Consider the following 18,686-nt stretch of genomic DNA (forward strand, 5'->3'; position numbering starts at 1 on the left):
TCTCGGCCCCGAAAAATCCTCAACGTATTCCAGCGAATACGCCTCCGGTTTTTCGCGGCCTGCGGCCTTGCATCTGCCGGCACCTCCTTCGCCTCGTCACGAACGGCAATGTCGGACAGGCTCCTAGGAAGCCATGCAGCTCGTCCGGCTCTCGACAACGCACACGGTTCAGATCCCCGCTTCCAATACGACAAGAATCCGAAACGCCAGAAACCTGGCGAATCTGTCCAATGCTCGCTCGAGCGCGAGCAACGGCTTGAGCAAACACAGTGGCAGCAAACAGGCATGGTCGAATCCTCCGCTCAGCGGATAGGCAAAGAATGCAAGCCTCCGAACGGTTAGCATCTTGAAATGCGGATACGCGTTTTGAAAGTCGCCGATCGACCGTTCAAACAGCATCGTGGCCACTGCTTGGTTGGCATCAAAAGGCTTGCGATCAGAATCGGGCGATCGGACGGAAAGCGGGTCCTGCGTGAAATCCACCGCCTCGGGATGAAGAAAGCGGTAAACCGGCCACGATAGCCATGAAATATATGGGTCCATGACGATAATCCGACCGCCAGGCCTGAGCACGCGCACCGCTTCGTCAAAGAAGAAACGAACATTTTCGATATGGTGGAGCGAATCAACGAGCACGATATTCGCCATGCTGCGAGAGATAAAAGGCAGGCGCTGAGCATCGACGACCGCGTCCAGCCACGGCAGTTTGACCACATCGGTGCAGAGCACACAGGGGAAACACTCCTTCAGGTTTCCGGTTCCACCGCCGACTTCCAAAGTACGCCCAGGCACAAGGTAAGACACGATCTCTTCATACCATTGTGCGTACAGGGTGCGAAGAATAGGCTTTTTCCTCCAGACCTCCTGGTGGTGACGAAGAACGGCATCGGACATCACACAGCCTTTAATCTGAAAAATCCGTAGACCGTCATTTTCAACAGTAGCCAACCATGCGCAAATCGCCGGATGTTCGTCGTGCCATAGCTGCGCTCCTGGTACCGAATCGGAACTTCCAGGATTTTCAGATTGAGTTTCGACGCACCGAATAACAGATCAAAATCTCCAAACGGATCGAATTCGCCGAAATAATAGCGATTCGCGGCGATGCGCAAATAATCCTCGCGAAACAGCACCTTGGTTCCACACAGGGTATCCTTGATACGCTGATTCAGCAGCCAAGAGAAGGCCATACTGAAAAATTTGTTTCCCAGGAGATTAAGGAATTGCATCGCCTGTTGTTCCAGCGGATAGATCAGCCGCGAGCCGTTGATGAATTCTCCCTTCCCCTGCGCAATCGCCTCATAGAATTTGTGAAGATCCTCCGGCGGCACCGTCAGGTCGGCGTCTAAAATCATCAAGACCTCGCCGGTTGCGTGGGCGAATCCCTTGCGCACGGCATCACCCTTCCCTTTTCCGTCCTGAATCAGTAGACGAATCCGGCGTTCCGGATGACAGGCAATCACGCGCTTGATTTCGTCTTCCGTTCCGTCCGTCGAATGTCCTTCGACAAAGATGATCTCCTGTTCTTTTCCGAACTTGGGGAGTCGTTGGACGGCAGCTTCGATGTTTCCTCGTTCGTTGCGGCAGGGGATCACAACCGTCGCCGAATATTCCCGCTCTTCTCGGCGCAGGAGGGGTCTGGCCACGATGTATTGGCATAAGCACGCGGCGCGGAAACCAGGGAGCGTGGCCAAAAGCCGATTCATGAACGTAGAGAGAAGAGGGATATGCTTCGGGAACAACAGCCGTTTCTCGATCTTGACGACATCAAAATCCGTCAGTCTGAGCAGATTCAGGAGATCCCCTGACGTCAGCCAATTCTGCTGCTGCTGAGGCATCTTTAAACCGACTCGCTCAGCAAGCTGTAACAAGGGCTCCCAGAGAAAGTTGTAGTAAGCGATGATCAGGCGTGTTCGCGCCGTGCAGGCGCGGCGTAGATTCCTTAACGCCACTTCAATGTCGAGCAGATGGCCGAGCACGTCGGCGAGGATGATCACGTCAAACGGCTCATCCAAGTCCAGCGATTCCGCATCATCGACTCGGAACTCCAGATGCGGATGCCGTTTGCGCGCTTCCTTGACCATTGCTTCGCTGAGATCGATACCCAGTCCACGAGCGGGCTTCACCGCGGCAAGAAGATCGCCGAGGCCGCATCCGATTTCCAATACGCGCAGGCCTTCGGGCACCAAGAACTGGAAATACCGCCGCTGGTCCTCGTAGTAGTAGCGGTTCTTTCGCTGCCAACGATCCCGATCCCTCGCTAAGCAGTCGAACCGCTTCCTCAAGGCAGCCTTCTTACCTTCGTCGCTGAAACCTTTCATGGCCGCACGCGGACCCGGTCCGTCCATCAACAGCTCAAGGTGAATACTGGGTTCGCACCTTCGCTCGAAAAGTCACAGTTATGATACATGCAAGACCTCAATCGACCAAGCTTCTCCTTAATGTGCATCGTCCGCACGTACGGCCCGGTCATTCCTCAGCATGAACCCAACCGATTGACACTTGCCTACCCTTGTGGTACCGCTTGGCACGATCTGCCCCGTATTCGTTATGCCCCTCATCACGGTTGTCATCCCCGCTTACAACGGCGTCTCCCGCTATCTGGAGCAGGCGATCCGGAGCGTGCTGGCGCAGACTTACAAAGACACCGAACTGATCGTCGTCGATGACGCCTCCACCGACGACACGGCCCGGCTGGTGCTCCGTTTCCCGAGCGCCCGGTATTACAAGCGAGCCACCAACGGCGGCCAAGCCGCGGCACGCAACGACGGCGCCCGCTTGGCCAAAGGCGAGTTTCTCGCGTTTCTCGACCAGGACGATCTCTGGGAGGCGACATTCCTGGAGGAGGCAATCGCGGCCTTTCCTCTCTCCCCCCCCTCTCCCGGGGTGCCCATTGTCCTTGGCGATGCAATGGGCCATGGAGAGGGACAGGGTGAGGGACGCCAGGTCGCCGTCGTGCACTGTGACGGCTACCAGGTCAACGAACGGAACGAAATCCTCGAATATGACAGCGCGATGAAGCACACGGCCAGCATCACCCAGATGCTGCGCGGCGGCCATGACGTGGCGACTTCAGGCTCGTTGTTCCGCAAGAGTTGTTTCGATGCGGTCGGCGGGTATGATGAGAGCCTTCCTGTCTGGGAGGATATCGACCTGGCGATCCGGCTGTACCAGCGCTTTCGTCTCGTTCACGTGCCCAAACCGCTGTACCGTCATCGCCTGTACGGACACAATGCGTCTCGAGAGATTCCTTCGGAACGAGCCTTGCTCGGTCGACGGCGCTTTCTCGAGAAGCACGGTCCGTCATGCCGGCCCGGCACGCCCGAAGCGCGCGCACTCGCCCGAGACTGGGCGCAGTATTACGGCGATCTGGGGAAATCGCTTCTGCAGGCCGGGCAAACCCGAGAAGCCCGCCACGCGTTGTGGCAAGCCGTTCGTTTCCACCCGACCAACCATAAAGTCATCCTCAGGTTGCTGCGCTCGTTCTTCCAGGGGTAAGGGGGGCAGCGGGGTAAGGGAAGGAAACGGGTCAGTGGGAGTGGTACTCCGTCACTCCTGTATCCCCTTATCCCCATTACCCCTGTACCCCGGTACCCTCTCTTTTTACCGCATGCACCGTGATCTCGGTTCCGTACCCGAGATGGCCCGCGATCAGGCAGAATGGCCGCGCGATCAGCTTTTCGACCAACCGACGCAACGGAAGGGCGCGGCCAAACCGGTGCATCCAGAACCGTTCGAGACTAGCCATGAAAAAGAGCGAGCCCACCGCGGTCCGCGCCCAGCACACCTGGAAGCCGGCTTTCTGCAGCAGCCTGGTCAGCGTGGCCTTGTCGAAGTGGTACAAATGCCTCGGAATCTCCCAAGGGAACCACCAGCGCCCGAAGATCCGCCTTTCCCAACTCTCGGCGTTGGGAGCCGCCACCATGAGCCTGCCGCCTGGTTTCAGCAATCGCCACGCGCGAGCGAGCGCGTCGCACGGGCTGCACATATGCTCCAACGAATGGCTGAACAGAACGACATCGAAGGACGACTCCGCGAACGGCGCCGTTTCCAGGGTGCCGGTGTGAATCCGATCGCCCACCCTCGCCCGCGCCTGCGCCGCCGCAGTGTCACTGAACTCGATGCCGTAGACGTCCCACCCCTGGCTCTGCAACGTGGCGAGATTGACACCCGGCCCGCAGCCCACATCGAGCAGGCAGCCTTCTCCGACCCAGGGGAGCACGTCGCGTCCGCTCAACACCCGGCGGGTCTTCTCCGGCCACAGCAGCGCCTTGCGGAGAAACCGGAGCGGTCCGTTCGGCGCCGAACCGGGATAGCCGTAAAAATCCTCCCTGATCCATCGCTTGGTGTTCTCGGACAGGCGCTTGAGCAGCCGCTCGACGCCGGTCCTAGACTTGGCCGGCGCAGACGAGAAGTATTGCGGGGGATAATACCTGCCGATTTCCTCCGGGCTCGGCCGGGGATGTGTGTACAGAAGGCCGCACTCCTCGCAGCGCACAATCGTGAACTCGTCCTCGGTGACATGATGGGTCATGTCCCGCAGACGCGTGACTTCACTCGCCCGGTGGGATCCGCAGAGCTCGCATGCGACGGTTTGCATGTTCACGACTTCCGACCAAGGGCCGGAATCCCCAGCGCGCCCGCCACGAAGTCCGCCACGGCCTCATGCCCGCGCTCGCCCAGATGGGAGTCGTCCCGCCACCACAGCAACTCGCCGGAGGCCTCGTACAGCCGGCGCGCCCGTTCGACGAGGAAGGGTTTAGCGTCCAGGCAACGGAACCGCGCCCGTCCGCAGGCCCTCAGGACCGCTTGCGCGAAGCCCGATGGGGCCGCGTCGCTCGGCGACGGCCGTCGCTGCTCGAACACCCATCGATAGACTTCCCCCTTGGTAGGCAGGAGCACGATCACGGCCTCGATCCCGCGGGCATCCAGCGCGGCTCGCATCGCGGCTAGCGTGCGCTCAAGCTTGGCAAAATTGGGATGCCGTTCGACCTCCTCCTTCGCGCGTAAGCCCCAGGCTTCGTGGCTCGCGTAGAAGAGCATCGGGCGGCCGTCCGGCAGCGCCCGCCGGAGCACAATGTTCGACTCGTCCCCGAACCGCAGCCGCACCCCCTCCATCAGCCGGTTGAGCGGAGAACGGTTGCGAAACGTCCGGTACGTCACAGCCCATTGGCCGACAGCCGACCGCCACGGCAACTCCGACAGATTCCATGTCTCTCCCCCAGCGTCGTCCAGATCGTTGCCCGCATAAAAGGTCCAGACCAGACGCGTGGCCGGCGACAAACCCAGTCGCGGGCTCTCAATCACGAAGTCGAGGTACTGGTTGTAAGGGCCGCCTGGGTAGGATAGGTTGTATACGCTCCGCCCGTACCTGCTTTCCAGCAGGCGCGCGTAGGTTTTGTCCTGCGTGGTTCCCCATCCCGCCCCGAAGGAGTCGCCCAGCACGAGCAGATCAATCTGCGGCGGGACACGTTCGTTGCGGAAGCCGGCCTCATCCGTGACGAACCTGATCCGGCGCGGTTCCCGGAGTGCCCGATCGCCGGCGAGGGCGGCTAGGTCGCCGTACAACTCGTCCTCCAAATCGAGGCGCGCATCCCATCGTCCGAGGATCGGCAGGCGCGGCAATTTGTGGGCGGAGACATTCAACGGCGTATAATTGAGCCGCCGCTCCATGACCGGACGCAGCGCCAGATCGAGCCCGGAGACCGCGAGACATGTAGCCGTCAGCACCACGAGCAGATTCTGCAACCGCACGACTTGGGTCTGGGCACGTAGATACAGCCCAACAGGCAACAATAGCAGTCCCTCGATCCAGCCGTTCTTCAGGACGCCTTCGGCATAGAGGGTGGCCGTGGATGCGGCCGCGACCAGCGCGAGTCCCCATCGACGGGCCAGCAGAGTTGGCCAAGGATCGGACGCGGGTACGCTCATCAGTCCAATTGAAATTCCGACCGCCAGTCGGTGTCGTCCGCCAATGCGGGCTGCCGCTCTTTGCGAAGGAGGCAGTTCCCGAGCACCAGCGCATCCATCTCGGTCCGCATGAAGCAGCGGTAGGCGTCTTCCGGCGTGCAGACGATCGGCTCGCCCCGCACGTTGAAGGAGGTGTTCACAAGAACCGCGCACCCCGTTTGGGCTTCGAACGCCGTAAGCAGCGCGTGGAACCTCGGGTTCGTCCGTTTCGAGACAGTCTGGATTCTGGCTGAATAGTCCAGATGGGTTACGGCCGGAATGTCCGAACGGGGGCGGTTCAGCCGTTCGATACCGAACAGATTACGGTCCTGCTCAGGAATCGGGAGCCGCCGCGACTCTTTCACAGGCGCCACCAGCAGCATGTAGGGCGACGGCTCGGTCAGTTCGAAGTAGTCCGCGACCCGCTCCTCGAGCACAGCCGGCGCGAAGGGCCGGAACGACTCCCGGTATTTGATCTTCAGATTCATCACCGATTGCATCTTGGGCGAGCGGGCGTCGCCGATGATGGATCGGTTGCCGAGCGCCCTCGGCCCGAACTCCATCCGGCCCTGCACCCACCCGACCACGGCTTCCCTCGCGAGCAACTCGGCTGTCATGTCGAACAGCGCGGCATCGGACAGGCGCTCATACGGATAGCCGTGGCGATTCAGGAAGGCTTCGATGTCTTCTTGCGAAAACTTTGGCCCTAGGTAGGAGCCCGCCATCCCGTCAGGCTCATCGGAATCGAGCCGGCGGATGCCGCCTGCGTGCAGATAATAGGCGGCGAGTGCCGCACCGACCGCGCCGCCGGCATCCCCCGCCGCCGGTTGGATCCACAGACGGTCGAACACGCGCTCGCGGAGCAGCCTGCCGTTGGCGACGCAATTGAGCGAAACGCCTCCGGCCATGCAGAGGTGTTTCATGCCGGTCTCGCGGCGCACGTGCCGCGCGATCTTGAGCACCGCCAACTCGATCACGTCCTGGATCGACCGGGCCAGATCCATGTCCCGTTGGGTCAGAGGCGATTCCGGCCTCCTCGGCTCGCCGCCGAACAGCCGGTGGAACCGGTCGTTGGTCATGCGCAAGCCGGTGCAATAGTCGAAATAGTCCAGGTTCAGCCGGAACGATCCGTCGTCTTTGAGATCAATCAAATGGGTCAAGATCAGATCCACATACTTGGGCTCGCCGTACGGCGCCAGTCCCATAACCTTGTACTCGCCTGAATTCACCTTGAAGCCGGTGTAGTAGGTGAAGGCGGAATACAGGAGCCCCAGCGAATGGGGAAAGGTGATGTCCCCTTGCAACGTGAGCGAGGAGCCGGAACCGACTCCGAAGCTGGTCGTGGCCCATTCCCCGACGCCATCCATGGTCAGCACCGCAGCCTCCTCGAAGGGAGAGGGGAAAAAGGCAGAGGCGGCGTGCGAGAAATGATGTTCGGGGTACAGGAACGGCCCGGACCAGAGTTCGCCGCCCAACTCAGCGGCGACTTGGGCAAGCTCGGACCGGAGCAGTCGCTCGAGAAAGAGTTTTTCCTTGAGCCAGACAGGCATGGCGGCGACGAACGAGCGCCAGCCCCGTGGCGCGAACGAGAGGTAGGTTTCCAGGAGCCTCTCGAATTTTAGGAGCGGCTTGTCGTAGAACACGACCCGGTCCAGATCCCGCAGCGTGAGACCAGCCTCGCGCAAACAGTAAGCCACGGCGTGGCGGGGGAATCGCGCATCGTGCTTCTTCCGGCTGAAGCGCTCTTCCTGTGCCGCCGCCACGATCCGCCCGTCCACCACCAGTGCGGCGGCGGAATCATGGTAGAAGGCTGAGAGGCCGAGAATACGCATGGCAGATAGCTTGCTTGCTTGCTTGTTCCTGTTGATCCAGTTGATTTCGTTTGTCTAATTCATCGTGGTTCGACCGGTCTCGCTTCAACTGCCCTTCGCCAACGCTCCCTCACTTTTCTCCCCTCCCACTGGAGGGTGGAGGGGGAGCGTAAGGGGACCTTGTCCGGCCCCCTCTATCTGCCTTTGGAGCGCCGGCAGGATGATCCTTGCGGCCAGCTCGTGGCCGGCCCGGCTCCAATGCGGATCGTCAGGATGATACAGCCGCCGGACATCCGTCTCTCTCCGGAATACCGTCAGTAAGTCCAGGCAGCGCACGTCGTGTTGCGCGCACCAGGCCAGCAGGAGCCGCTGCGGCTTCTCAAAATCATACCGGTCAAGGGGAAACCCGACCGCGACCAGGTAGTCGTGCATCAACGCCCCGTCATGCTGGACCTGGTCCGGAATCAGCACCACGAGGAGCGGAATCCCGCGCTCTTTCAGATACTCAACCGTCGCTGTCAGGACCTGCTGCGTGTGGCGCCAATGATACAGGAATGTGTCGGTCTCATCCTTCAAATAAATTTCGCTCCGCTCATCAATATCTCTCAGGTAGGCCGGATGCGTCCGCAGGACCGGGGCCGCGTCCGCATGGCCGGCTGTTCGGACCCGCAACGCCGCGGCGGGCCCGGCGCTGGTGAATCCACCGGCAGGCGGCCGCTCCAGCAGCCGTTCGATTCGCGCGCGGCCGACCCGCAGCAGGTAATTCAAATTGTGGTAGAGATACCACCTTCGCAGCCCAAATGGTCGTGCACCCAGTTGCCGTTGTGGTGGACGTAATAGCTCTGTCCGGCCACGACGACGGCTTCTTCCCCATCGGCTCCCCGCCGGCGCATGATGTCGTTGCCCACCTATAGGGCCAGCACGACCACGTCAGGCCGCAACCAGATGCCGTAGCGCTGCAACAGGTGGAAGTAATGGTCCGGCTCGAAGCCCGGCACTCCCAGGTTGATCACCTCCGCGCCGGGATGTGTCTGCTGCAGCGCCCGCTCGAGCAACGTGGTGAATGTTTCGTCGTAACTGACGCCGATCCCCCAGACGAACGAATCTCCGAGCACGATCACGCGCGGCGCTTGGCCGGTTCGCTCCATTGCCCGCTCCCGGTCCCGGAACCCCTGGGAATTGGAATGGCCGATAGAACCGGACACCTCACGGTACGGCTTCAGCGAGGCCGGCGTCTGCTTGGCGCCAAAAAGGCCGTGTCGGCCAAGGTAAGAGTCCATGCTCCGGGCGAGCGCCTCCCCGACGACGACGAACACCAGGAGGTTGGTCGCTGCAACCCGGAACCACTCGTACCCCCGACTCATCAGTATAGTCCCGACCAGGTTCGGACACGCTGCGACACAAACGGTCCATCCCAACAGAAGACCGAGGATCAGCAGCAGCTTGTCCATGTGATGCCTATGAGGAGGGAGCGGGTAATAGACGAGCAGGAGAAACGCGATGATACCGGCCCACAGTACAACCGCGAACGGCGACCACCGCGCCACGAGGTTACACTGCCCGGAGCACGGGCGCCCGGCTTGCCATACCAGAAGCGCCAGAATTCCGGCCAACAATCCAAAGAGCCCTCCGACGACGCCGACCTTGCCGAGCTGCAGCGGATCGGTGAGACGGCCGGCCGGCGACGCGGTCATCACGAACTCTGCGACATCCACAGCCGTCACGAGGGCCCCGCCGGCCCCGAGAAGACCACAGGCCCTGAACACCTCAACCGATACAGACCTTTCAGCACGCGCGTAGCGTCAGAACAGTGTATAGATGAACGGCGCCACCGCCGACCCTTCCGTGAGCACCAGCAGGGCTCCGAAGACCAGCAGGACCAGAATGATCGGCAGGAGCCAGAATTTTTTCCGTTCCCGCATGAACGCCCAGAGTTCTTTGAGAAATCCGCCCATATTTTCCTTCCTCTCATCCCGTTTGTTGCTCTTCGCCACGCCCTCAGAGACCGTCTCTCGTGAGACGCAGTTCCAGCAACTGCCCCGCGAGCGACGCCTCGCGCGTTCCGCTCATTAGAATTGCCTTTCCATCCGTCTGGCGGAGAACTCCCCCACCGTCCGCCGCCGCCAGTATGATGCCGCCCCGTCGCAGAAGCGCAACCCGATCGGCTGCCTGCCGAGCAGCTTCAACACCAGCGCCGTCGGTACGATCAGGACGATAAACAACACCGTGAGCAGGATCCTCGAATTCACGTGCCCCAGGCCGGCGGCCAGTTTCATCCACGCGGCGCGGACCGGCTCAAGCCATGCGGGCGCCAGCAGGCCAGCCACGAGACACACCGCCGCCGACACGATCAGCCACCAGGTGACCGACCCCGACAGCACGAAGCGAAGGAGGGCGACCCCGCCAAGCCCGCCAGCCATAACCAACCCGAACGTCCGGTTCCGGTCCGCCCAGAAGGAAACCGCTCGCTCGCTCATAGGTACGACCTCGTGAGCCTCGACAGACACCGCCAGGCCGTCGTCAGGCTGCGTCCGTCGCCAAGACTCAGGACCAGTCCCTGCCACAGAATCGAGCGGCCCTCGCGGCGGTGGCCATCCCGCACCAACTGCTTGCCCCGATCCGCCAGGTAACAGGCCTGTTCGCGGAGCAGGTAGCGCCGCCGGACGGGATCATGCCCGAAGCGCTCGAGCAATGTCGACAGCAGCAGCGGCCGGTGGCCGAGCGCGATCTGCGCCGGCTTGATTTCCCGATTGCGGTGATAGGTGAGCGGCTCGGCAATGTTCGCGATGTCGTACTGCGCGGCGATTCTCGTCCACAGTTCGTGGTCATCCAGGCCGGCCGAATGGAACCGTTCATCGAATCCGCCCACCGTCTGCAGCACCGATCGCCGGATCATGGCCGCCGAGGGGGTCGGCACATAGCCGCGCACGAAGAGGCGGGCGAACGTTTCGGAAGGGTTGTACCCGGCTCCGATGACGCCCATCGGCTTGCCATCGCGGTCGATATGGGCGACATCGGTGATGACTATGCCGACTTCCGGGCGCCGATCCAGCACCGCGACTTGTTTTTCGAGCTTTGCCGGATGCCAAAGGTCATCGTGATCCAGCAGCGCGATGTATTCGCCTATCGATTCGGCGATCCCGCGGTTCCGTGCGCGGGCCACGCCGCCGTTGTCCTGCCGGACGTAGTGCACGCGGTCTCCGAATTCCCGCACGATCGCTTCCGAGCCGTCTGTGGAGCCGTCGTCGACCACGACGATGTCATAGTCCTTCCAGCTTTGAGCCAACACGCTTTCGATTGTCTCGCGGATCACGTCACGGGCGTTGTACAAGGGAATGACGACGCTGACTTTCACAGAAGCCCTCTACCAAGAACCGGTTCAGAAAACAGCGAGCGAGCCAGCAGCGAATAGCTTCACTCCCACTCTCCCCCCCCTCAACCGTCAGGCCTTCACCGCTTCCAACACCACGGTCATTTCCTCGCACACGTTCCAGAGGTATCGGCGGCAGCGTTTTTGAAGATACTCCGGCAGGAACTTAAACGGCTTCCGCATGTTGTATTCGATGGACAAGGTCCGAAAATTCGTTTTCAAACCGTAGTAGTTGGGGGATTTGAAGTACTCGAAGCTTTCTTCGGTCATGAAGCGGACATGGGTGGGATCGACGAACGCTTTGCGCGACGTATAATACGGTGTCTTGATATAGACTTTCGCGCCCGGCGCGCAGATCCGATAGAGATCTTCCATAAAGGTGATCAGATCGCGCATGTGCTCGATCGAATGGATGGAATAGGCGCCGGCCACACTGTTGTCGCGGAAGGGCAGGCCATGCTCGAAATCGCAGACGACATCCACGCCCGGAAGCCGTCGTCGATCGACGCCGATCGTGCCGGGTTGTTTGTGCGCGCCGCAGCCGATGTCGAGTATGACGTCCATCACACGAAGGTGCGCAGCAGGCGAGAATACGCTCTGAATCGGAACGGAGCCTTGCGGATGGCGCTCGCATAGCATCGACGTGCCTCGGAGAGACTCCCCGACCGTTCGGCGAATCCGCCCCGCAACAAATAGTAGTTCGCCCATTCCCGGTTCAATGCAGTACGTTGTTCCGCGGTCAGTGGTCGCACCTGTTCGAGCCGGAGCAGAAATCGCTCGCGGCTGGTCAACACTCTCTCCTTGTGGGTGTTCTCGTCAAATGCCATGTCGCGGTAGCCGTGGCCGCGCTGGAGCTTTTTGACGAGCACGCGGTCGACGCAGTCGAATTCGGTCGCGCGATAGAGGCGGATCGTGAGATCCGAGTCTTCCGATCCGTACAGCTCAGGGTCCAACGCCCCGACCTTGTCCAACACGCTCTTCCGGATCAGGAGCGTGGACGGTAGCGCCGTATGTCCCCCGGCGAAGGCCCGGACCAAGGGTTCGCGGCTATGGCGGGCCTCGACCCGTTCTTCAACCGTTCCGTCTTCATAGACCACTTCGTAGTCCGTATGCACCACGCCCACCTGCGGCCTGGCCCGGAGAATGGCCAGTTGCGCCTCCAGTTTGTCCGGCAGCCAGATGTCGTCGCAGTCCAACAACGCCAGGAACTCTCCTCGCGCCGCTTCGATTCCCCGGTTCCGCGAGCGGGCCGGCCCTCCGTGAGCCTGTTGGAACCAGACGATCCCCTGCGTCCGCGCCAGTTCTTCCAGGATATGCTGCGTGCCGTCCGTCGATCCGTCGTCCACCACGAGAATTTCCACGTTCTTCACGGTCTGCGCCCGCACGCTCGCGACCGCTTGGGCCACAAACGACGCCCCGTTGAAGACGGGAATGACCACGCTGACCAGCGGTATCACATCGTCTCCGTGTCCTTTGGCCCCGGCTTGCTCCTCGCTCTCGTTTCGCTCTCCTGCATGTCCAACGCCGATGAGCTTGATCACTCTTCCAGAGCCAGCAGGAACCGATCGAGGTCCCTCCGGTAGAGATCTTTCAGTTGCAGTGCGTCGTCCAGGACGAGCCAGACCTTCCTCTCGTCAAGCTCAAAGGAATACGCGTGCCGAAAGAAATGACGGAAGGCTCGTAGGTTGTCGAGAAGACGGTAGCACTCCGGCGAAAGCAAGGCCGGTCGAACCCCTTCGATCGCCACGGTGAGCCGCCGCAAGAGTTCGATATGATAGCGTCCCTCCTCAGCAATCTGGTTCTCGAACGTGCCGGCAACGACCTCAAACAGATCTTCAAAGGCGCAATACAAGTTGTGCAGTTGATAGCCGAGGCTTTCCAACTCAGCCTGGCCTTGACTCCGCCGCCGCTCCTCGATCTTGTTGTAAATCGCCTCAATCTGACGCATCTGGGCGGCAAGCTCCGCCCGAAGGAGCGCTAGCTTCGCTTTGTCCATCGGAGTCCTTCCTTCCTGATCTTGTCCGCCAAACGGTGACCCTCAAGCTGGATCACGTCCACCTCCCGGCCGAGCTCCCGCGAGAGCCACGCCATGGCCGGGAAGAAGTCCTCATCTTGAAGCCCCGCGAACGCCACATCGACATCCGAATCGTCTTGGAACCGCTTGCTGCTGAGCACCGACCCAAACACATAGGCCTCTTGAAACCGGATGATGGCGGCCAGCCGAGGCAATAGTTCCCACATCCGCTTGAGCACCGCCTGCCGCTGCGCTTCTCGCCTTGTCCGGCGAGCATGCTGCACTTCATTGAGAAGGACACAGGAGAAGGCCCGTGCCATGTGGCGTGACTCCCGATCCCGCTACCCCGTTACCCTGCTCTCCCCTTACCCCTCAGTTCCAAGAGCCTCGTCGCTGCCTCGAACACCTCGTCCACGGAAATCAGCCGCATGCAGTTGTCTTCCCCGCGCCGGCAGGTGGGATGAAAGCAGATGCGGCAATCCAGTCCCTTGTAGATGACTTCGCTCGGCCCGCCGCGCGGCCCCCACTCCTGCGGATTGGACGGCCCGAACAGCCCCACGACCGGCACCCCGAGCGCCGCTGCCATGTGCATCGCGCCGTTGTCGTTCCCGACGTACAGGGCGCAGCGTTTCAGAATGGCGGCAAACTGTCCCAGGGTCGCGCGGCCGGCCAGCACGGTCGGCGCAGAGCGAGCGTGCGATCGAATCCCCTCCGCCGTCTCTCGGTCGCGGTCGTCCCCTCCGATCAGCACGCGACAGTCCCATGCCTTGGTCAATCGGTCCGCCAGGTCGGCGAACCGTTCGGCCGGCCAGGCTTTGAACCAGTAGCGCGCGCCCGGATGGAGCATGATGAGTCGCATCGAAGCCGACGGCGCAACTCCGGCTTCCTTCAGGATTCGATCCGCCGCTTCTTCGTCTTGAGACGGCACGTTCAGCGCCAACGGCCGAGCTTTCGGCTCAAGGCCCAGACACCTCAAGGCCGACAGGTCCCGCTCGACGCGATGAATATCCTCCACTCTCGGCTTCGCCACGGCCGTGTAGAGCAATCCACGCCAGCGATGCTCTTCATTGAACCCGATCCGGACCGGCGCGCCGGAGAGCCGGCTCAGGATCGCCGCCCGATCCCCGTCCGTGAGATCGATCACACAGTCGAACCGGCGGCGACGCAGCTCGGACACGAACCGAAGCTGCTCGCCGAGCGTTTCCTTCGGCACCGCCAGCACATCATCCAGATCCGGGTTCCACTTCACGATGTCTTCCGTCCCGCGATTGACAGCCATCGCAAGCCTGGCGCCGGGAAAGGCCTCCCGCAACGCGCGCACCGCCGGCGTCGCCAGCAGGACGTCGCCGATGTACCGGAGTTTGATGACAAGGATGCGGCGCATGTTCGTTAATCGTGAATCGTTCACCGTTAAACGAGGTCCCGCGCGGTTTACTTAGCTACCGTTGAACGTTTAACAGTTCTCGTCTCACAGACTCCCCGATCCCATGCCGGCCTCAGTTTCGTGGCCACGCCATTACGGCCGCTCGATCACGCGGCGCGCTGCATCGAGCACTTTGACGGCACCGTCAGATGCCTGTTGGGCATCAGCCGGCGAATATTCTTCGGTCGGGATAAAATCTACGTCTCCGTAAAACGCCAGCTCTCGATCCTCCCGGAGCTTTTTGGAAATCGCGGCGAGTTCTTCCAGCCGACCCGCGACATCGTCGGGGAAACGTTCTCGATGCTCCAGGAGCAAATCGCCCACATCGTGCAGCTTCGGCGGCTCGATACCGACCGCCCTGAGCATGCCTTTGAGGGCCAATTCCACGATTTCCTGCGCCTCTCGCACGACGTCGGAGTACGCACCTTTCTTCGTCAGCACATCCAAGATATCCAGACGGTCGGAGGCCTTTTTCAGATAGCTCCGCGCGAGAGACTCGTTCGTCACAGCTCGAAGACCTCGCCTGGTTGATAGTCCGGTTTCAGGTCCCAATACCACACGTTGCCTCGCCAGATACGTCGAGCGCCGAGTTCTTTCAGCCGTTTTCGCAAGCGGTCCAGTCGCCGTGCAAAAAACCCGTCCCGATCATAGAGAATCCTGGCATCTTCGACCATGTCGAGAAAGAGCGGCGACCCGATCTCCGCCTCCTCGGGCGTTTTTATGACGGGCGTCAACTCGGTATTGATCCCGCGACTCATAAGCGCTCGGAATGTGCCGCTCAATGCGTCCTCTATCGCGCAAAACTCCTCACGTCGCTTGCGCCGCCCTTGCGGCAGATCGCGCACGATCAACAGCAGATCGACGTCAGAATCGAAACGCATCGTCCCTCTGCCGACCGATCCGTACACGGCGACAGTGACCAACCGATCGCCATAATGACGCTGAATGGCGTTCAGCGTCTCCTGCAGCAGATCCTCAAATGCTTCTTTTAGCACGTCTTTAGTCCGTTCACCGTTCCCCGTTATCCGTTTTCCGTGATCTGCCCATCTCATTTCCCTCTCTGCAGGAGGGGTAACGGATAACGGGCAACGGACAACGGGCACCCGTTACCGGCACGCGTCCCGATAGACTGCCAAAGTCTGCCGTGCCGCCCGCTCCCAGGTGAATTGTTTTGCCCGCTGGAATCCTTTTTCCCGCAGGGTGACGTGCAGAACCTGGTCGTCCAGCAGGCGGACCATCGCGTCCGCCAACTCGGCCGGGTCTCCCGGATTGACCAGCAGGGCCGCATCGCCGGCGACTTCCGGCAAAGCCGTCGTATTGGAGGTGATCACCGGCGCGCCGCAGGCCATGGCTTCCAGCACCGGCATCCCGAACCCCTCGTACAAAGACGGAAAGACGAACAGATCCGCATGCGAATACAGAAGCCGCATCTCCTCGATCGCCAGCCGTCCCGTGCAGACGACCCGGTGCTCAAGGCCGAGCGCCTTCGCCGTCTCAGCGTAATTTCCAAAGCGGTGGATCGGATCGCCGACCAGCACCAACATGCGGTTTCCAAGACGATCCAGCCGCCGAGCCGCCGCCTGGAGGAACGCGCGGTGGTTCTTCCGCGGGTCGGCGCCTCCGACGAACAGGATGAACCCGCCGGCCGGCAACCCGAGGCGCCCCCGCAATTCCTTCATCGCCGCGCCGTCGCGTATCGGATGAAAATCGCCGGACACACCGTTATGGATGACGGCGATCCGCTCCGCCGGCAGGCCATAGAGCGCACGGATCTCGCGGGCGGAAAACTCCGAGACCGTGACCACTTTCCGCGCACGCCACGCCGTCCGCCTTGTCCGCCGGAACGACAGGCGTTGTCCGAAGAACTTCGGAGAATATTCGGGATGCCTGTCGAGCCAAAGGTCATGAATCGTGACAACCCCGCCGCATCGGCCCTCGGTCTGCAGACGGAAGTTCGGTCCATGATACAGATCCAACCTGTCGCGGCTGCCACGCCATCGCATCCACAGGCGCCCCGCTTCGACCCAGCGGATTCGCGGATCGGCCATCCAGGCTTCCTGTCGCAGCGATGCCAGAGCCCCGGGCCGGACGTAGCAGACGAACTCCACGTCTTCCTTCAACTCGACCAGCGTACGGAGCAGGTGGTAGAGGTGCCACCCCACGCCGCCCCGATCTCCGACGATGGGATTCGCATCGATCCCGATCCTCATCTTTCACCAAGAACGGGGTAAGGGGGTACAGGGGTAGCGGGGTAGCGAACGGAGCCGAGCCGGAACGGCGACGCCAACCTGATGGTCCGTTATCCCCTCATCCCTCGCTCCGTCTTCATTCCTTACCCCGTGCCTCTATACGCCTTATCTCTTTACCCCGGTTACCCCGTTACCCCTTTACCCCGTTCCTGCAACGCTTCCCACGCCTTCGCGTATTTGACGAACGTGTGCAGGCCCGCGAACAGCGCGACGATGAGGCCGTGAACCCCGTCGCGATAGCCCCGGCGCAACAGATAGGTCTTGAGAATCGTGCCGAGGTGGTGCGCGCCGATCTCCCAGGCCGTCACGCGCGCGGTGTCTTTGAGCTTCTCCTGCGCGCCGAGCGTGGTGTACCGCATCATCTTGCGGACATGGCGCCCGATCGTCGGCATGCTGTCATGGTTCAGCGGGCTTGCCAACTGCTCGACATGCCCGCTAAGACGAAGATGCTCGTGCAGCAACACGTCGTCGTAGCGCCCGGCCATACGCCTGAACAGCCGCAACTGGTAATCGGGATAATAGCCGCTGCCGCTTATCCATGTTCCGTAGAAGAAGTTCCGCCGAGGGATTTCGTATCCGGCCACATCGGCGGGAGGTCCCTGTCGCAGCGTCCGCAGAATCTCTTCCCGCAACTCCTCGGTCACCCGCTCGTCGGCATCCACAACGAGAATCCAGTCGGCGCTTGTCTGATCGATGCCGAAATTTTTCTGCGGCCCGTAGCCGGGCCAGGGCCTCACGAACACCCGATCCGTGTAGCTCCTGGCGATGTCCACGGTCCGGTCGAGACTGCAGGCATCCACCACGATGATCTCATCCGCCCACCGCAGCGACTCCAGACAGGCCGCGATGTTCCGCTCCTCGTCCTTGGTGATGATGACCGCCGCGATCTTCATATAAAGACGGGTTAACGGTGTAAGGGGTATCTGTCCCTTTACCGCTCTACCCCGTTACCCCTCTATCCCTTTACCCCGATCAGCCCCGGAACCCTCTTTTCAGAACGGCCCGATAGAACGCCGGATTCAGCCAGCGATTACGTCCCGGCTTCAGTATCGGATACTTGCGCACGCGTTCCACCATCACCGCCGGGTGGCTGCCGGAAAAGGTTTTCATGATGTCGTAGTCCTCGAACTCATAGGCGGCTCGCGCGAGCATATGCGCCTGTTCGGGACCGGGTTGTTCCCCGTGGTGACGGGCCACCTGATAGCGGAACTTCTCCAGCAGCACCTTCGCCGGTTTGACCCAGCCGTAATGGTAGATCGTCGCCCCGGACGGCCGCACCCGGTCCTTGTGCACGCTCTGGAGATACCCCCGGTCCGCCTTGAGCTGGAATCCCACCGCATCACCGCAGGATTCGACCCGGCCGTCGTTGCGGATGATGCGCACCGCGCGATGATAGAACCACGGATTGACCGAACGATAGTCTCCGTAAAAGTGGAGATAGCGAAAGGTGAACCCCAGCACGACCGGGTCGGCGAGGTGATCCCGAAGCGCACGCCGGATCGTGTCGTAGTCCCGCTCATGCAACACTTCGTCGGCCTGCAGGTAGAGCGCCCAGTCGCCGGTACAGCGGGACAGCGCCTTGTTGGTCTCGTGCGAAAACAACAGGCCGTCCTTCTTCATCGAATCGTCCCAAATCGACTCCACGATCCGGATCTTGTCCGAGCCGATCGAACGGATGAGGTCCAGGGTGCCGTCGTCCGACTGGCCGACGTTCACGACGAACTCATCCACGATCGGCAAGGCGGATCGGATCACTTCGACGATCGGATAGTCGAACTTGACCGCGTTGCGACAGATGGTGAAGCCGCTGATCTTCATCGTCAGCCTGCAGCAAGCAGCAACCAGCTTGTAGCATAAAGCATTGGATCCC

The 18,686-nt window shown here is 61.3% G+C and carries 21 protein-coding genes; 1 reads left to right on the top strand and 20 read right to left on the bottom strand.

Annotated elements, in window-relative coordinates; genetic code table 11:
- Window positions 1-168: 168 nt before the first annotated feature.
- On the bottom strand, window positions 169-894 hold the full coding sequence (locus AB1555_13890) for a methyltransferase domain-containing protein (GenBank protein MEW6247784.1): 726 nt from the start codon (window positions 892-894) through the stop codon (window positions 169-171).
- Window positions 894-2,348 (bottom strand): glycosyltransferase, encoded by a 1,455-nt coding sequence (locus tag AB1555_13895; GenBank protein MEW6247785.1) that lies wholly within the window; start codon window positions 2,346-2,348, stop codon window positions 894-896. Before AB1555_13895 ends, AB1555_13890 begins: the two co-directional genes overlap by 1 nt.
- 202 nt (window positions 2,349-2,550) lie before the next feature.
- On the opposite strand from AB1555_13895, the gene AB1555_13900 reads away from it, so the two are divergent.
- On the top strand, window positions 2,551-3,498 hold the full coding sequence (locus tag AB1555_13900; GenBank protein MEW6247786.1) for a glycosyltransferase family A protein: 948 nt from the start codon (window positions 2,551-2,553) through the stop codon (window positions 3,496-3,498).
- A gap of 76 nt (window positions 3,499-3,574) precedes the next feature.
- Here the strand turns inward: AB1555_13900 and AB1555_13905 are convergent, their stop codons facing one another.
- From AB1555_13905 to AB1555_13990, 18 genes are all read right to left on the bottom strand, one after another.
- Window positions 3,575-4,600: a class I SAM-dependent methyltransferase gene (locus AB1555_13905; GenBank protein ID MEW6247787.1), complete on the bottom strand. Its 1,026-nt coding sequence runs from the start codon at window positions 4,598-4,600 to the stop codon at window positions 3,575-3,577.
- Window positions 4,601-4,602: 2 nt separating this feature from the next.
- On the bottom strand, window positions 4,603-5,931 hold the full coding sequence (locus AB1555_13910) for a hypothetical protein (GenBank protein MEW6247788.1): 1,329 nt from the start codon (window positions 5,929-5,931) through the stop codon (window positions 4,603-4,605).
- Entirely contained in the window at window positions 5,931-7,781 is a 1,851-nt protein-coding gene (locus AB1555_13915) for a carbamoyltransferase (GenBank protein ID MEW6247789.1), read from the bottom strand. The genes AB1555_13910 and AB1555_13915 overlap by 1 nt, the downstream gene beginning before the upstream one ends.
- Before the next feature lie 84 nt (window positions 7,782-7,865).
- Window positions 7,866-8,528 (bottom strand): hypothetical protein, encoded by a 663-nt coding sequence (locus AB1555_13920; protein MEW6247790.1) that lies wholly within the window; start codon window positions 8,526-8,528, stop codon window positions 7,866-7,868.
- A 140-nt stretch (window positions 8,529-8,668) separates the two neighbouring features.
- On the bottom strand, window positions 8,669-9,484 hold the full coding sequence (locus AB1555_13925) for a hypothetical protein (GenBank protein ID MEW6247791.1): 816 nt from the start codon (window positions 9,482-9,484) through the stop codon (window positions 8,669-8,671).
- A gap of 78 nt (window positions 9,485-9,562) precedes the next feature.
- Entirely contained in the window at window positions 9,563-9,715 is a 153-nt protein-coding gene (locus tag AB1555_13930) for a DUF5989 family protein (protein ID MEW6247792.1), read from the bottom strand.
- A gap of 114 nt (window positions 9,716-9,829) precedes the next feature.
- The gene (locus tag AB1555_13935; GenBank protein ID MEW6247793.1) at window positions 9,830-10,237 is read right to left on the bottom strand and encodes an SxtJ family membrane protein; all 408 of its coding nucleotides are present in this window, start codon (window positions 10,235-10,237) and stop codon (window positions 9,830-9,832) included.
- Entirely contained in the window at window positions 10,234-11,115 is an 882-nt protein-coding gene (locus AB1555_13940) for a glycosyltransferase (protein MEW6247794.1), read from the bottom strand. Before AB1555_13940 ends, AB1555_13935 begins: the two co-directional genes overlap by 4 nt.
- Window positions 11,116-11,202: 87 nt before the next feature.
- The gene (locus AB1555_13945) at window positions 11,203-11,694 is read right to left on the bottom strand and encodes a methyltransferase domain-containing protein (protein MEW6247795.1); all 492 of its coding nucleotides are present in this window, start codon (window positions 11,692-11,694) and stop codon (window positions 11,203-11,205) included.
- Window positions 11,694-12,587, bottom strand: a complete 894-nt coding sequence (locus AB1555_13950; protein ID MEW6247796.1) for a glycosyltransferase family A protein — start codon at window positions 12,585-12,587, stop codon at window positions 11,694-11,696. Before AB1555_13950 ends, AB1555_13945 begins: the two co-directional genes overlap by 1 nt.
- 80 nt (window positions 12,588-12,667) lie before the next feature.
- Window positions 12,668-13,126: a hypothetical protein gene (locus AB1555_13955; protein MEW6247797.1), complete on the bottom strand. Its 459-nt coding sequence runs from the start codon at window positions 13,124-13,126 to the stop codon at window positions 12,668-12,670.
- Window positions 13,108-13,464 carry a hypothetical protein gene (locus AB1555_13960; GenBank protein MEW6247798.1) on the bottom strand — a complete coding sequence of 119 codons (357 nt, stop codon included), beginning with the start codon at window positions 13,462-13,464 and terminating at the stop codon, window positions 13,108-13,110. The genes AB1555_13955 and AB1555_13960 overlap by 19 nt, the downstream gene beginning before the upstream one ends.
- Before the next feature lie 29 nt (window positions 13,465-13,493).
- On the bottom strand, window positions 13,494-14,528 hold the full coding sequence (rfaQ, locus tag AB1555_13965; GenBank protein MEW6247799.1) for a putative lipopolysaccharide heptosyltransferase III: 1,035 nt from the start codon (window positions 14,526-14,528) through the stop codon (window positions 13,494-13,496).
- Window positions 14,529-14,660: 132 nt separating this feature from the next.
- Window positions 14,661-15,074: a HEPN domain-containing protein gene (locus tag AB1555_13970; protein MEW6247800.1), complete on the bottom strand. Its 414-nt coding sequence runs from the start codon at window positions 15,072-15,074 to the stop codon at window positions 14,661-14,663.
- Window positions 15,071-15,562, bottom strand: coding sequence for a nucleotidyltransferase domain-containing protein (locus AB1555_13975; GenBank protein ID MEW6247801.1), 492 nt, complete (start codon window positions 15,560-15,562; stop codon window positions 15,071-15,073). Before AB1555_13975 ends, AB1555_13970 begins: the two co-directional genes overlap by 4 nt.
- A 111-nt stretch (window positions 15,563-15,673) precedes the next feature.
- Window positions 15,674-16,777 carry a glycosyltransferase family 1 protein gene (locus tag AB1555_13980; GenBank protein ID MEW6247802.1) on the bottom strand — a complete coding sequence of 368 codons (1,104 nt, stop codon included), beginning with the start codon at window positions 16,775-16,777 and terminating at the stop codon, window positions 15,674-15,676.
- 161 nt (window positions 16,778-16,938) lie between these two features.
- Window positions 16,939-17,709, bottom strand: coding sequence for a glycosyltransferase family 2 protein (locus tag AB1555_13985; protein ID MEW6247803.1), 771 nt, complete (start codon window positions 17,707-17,709; stop codon window positions 16,939-16,941).
- A gap of 79 nt (window positions 17,710-17,788) precedes the next feature.
- Window positions 17,789-18,634 (bottom strand): hypothetical protein, encoded by an 846-nt coding sequence (locus tag AB1555_13990; GenBank protein MEW6247804.1) that lies wholly within the window; start codon window positions 18,632-18,634, stop codon window positions 17,789-17,791.
- Between the last annotated feature and the right edge of the window lie 52 nt (window positions 18,635-18,686).

The organism is Nitrospirota bacterium, assembly GCA_040755395.1.
In the GTDB taxonomy this organism is placed as follows: domain Bacteria; phylum Nitrospirota; class Nitrospiria; order Nitrospirales; family Nitrospiraceae; genus DATLZU01.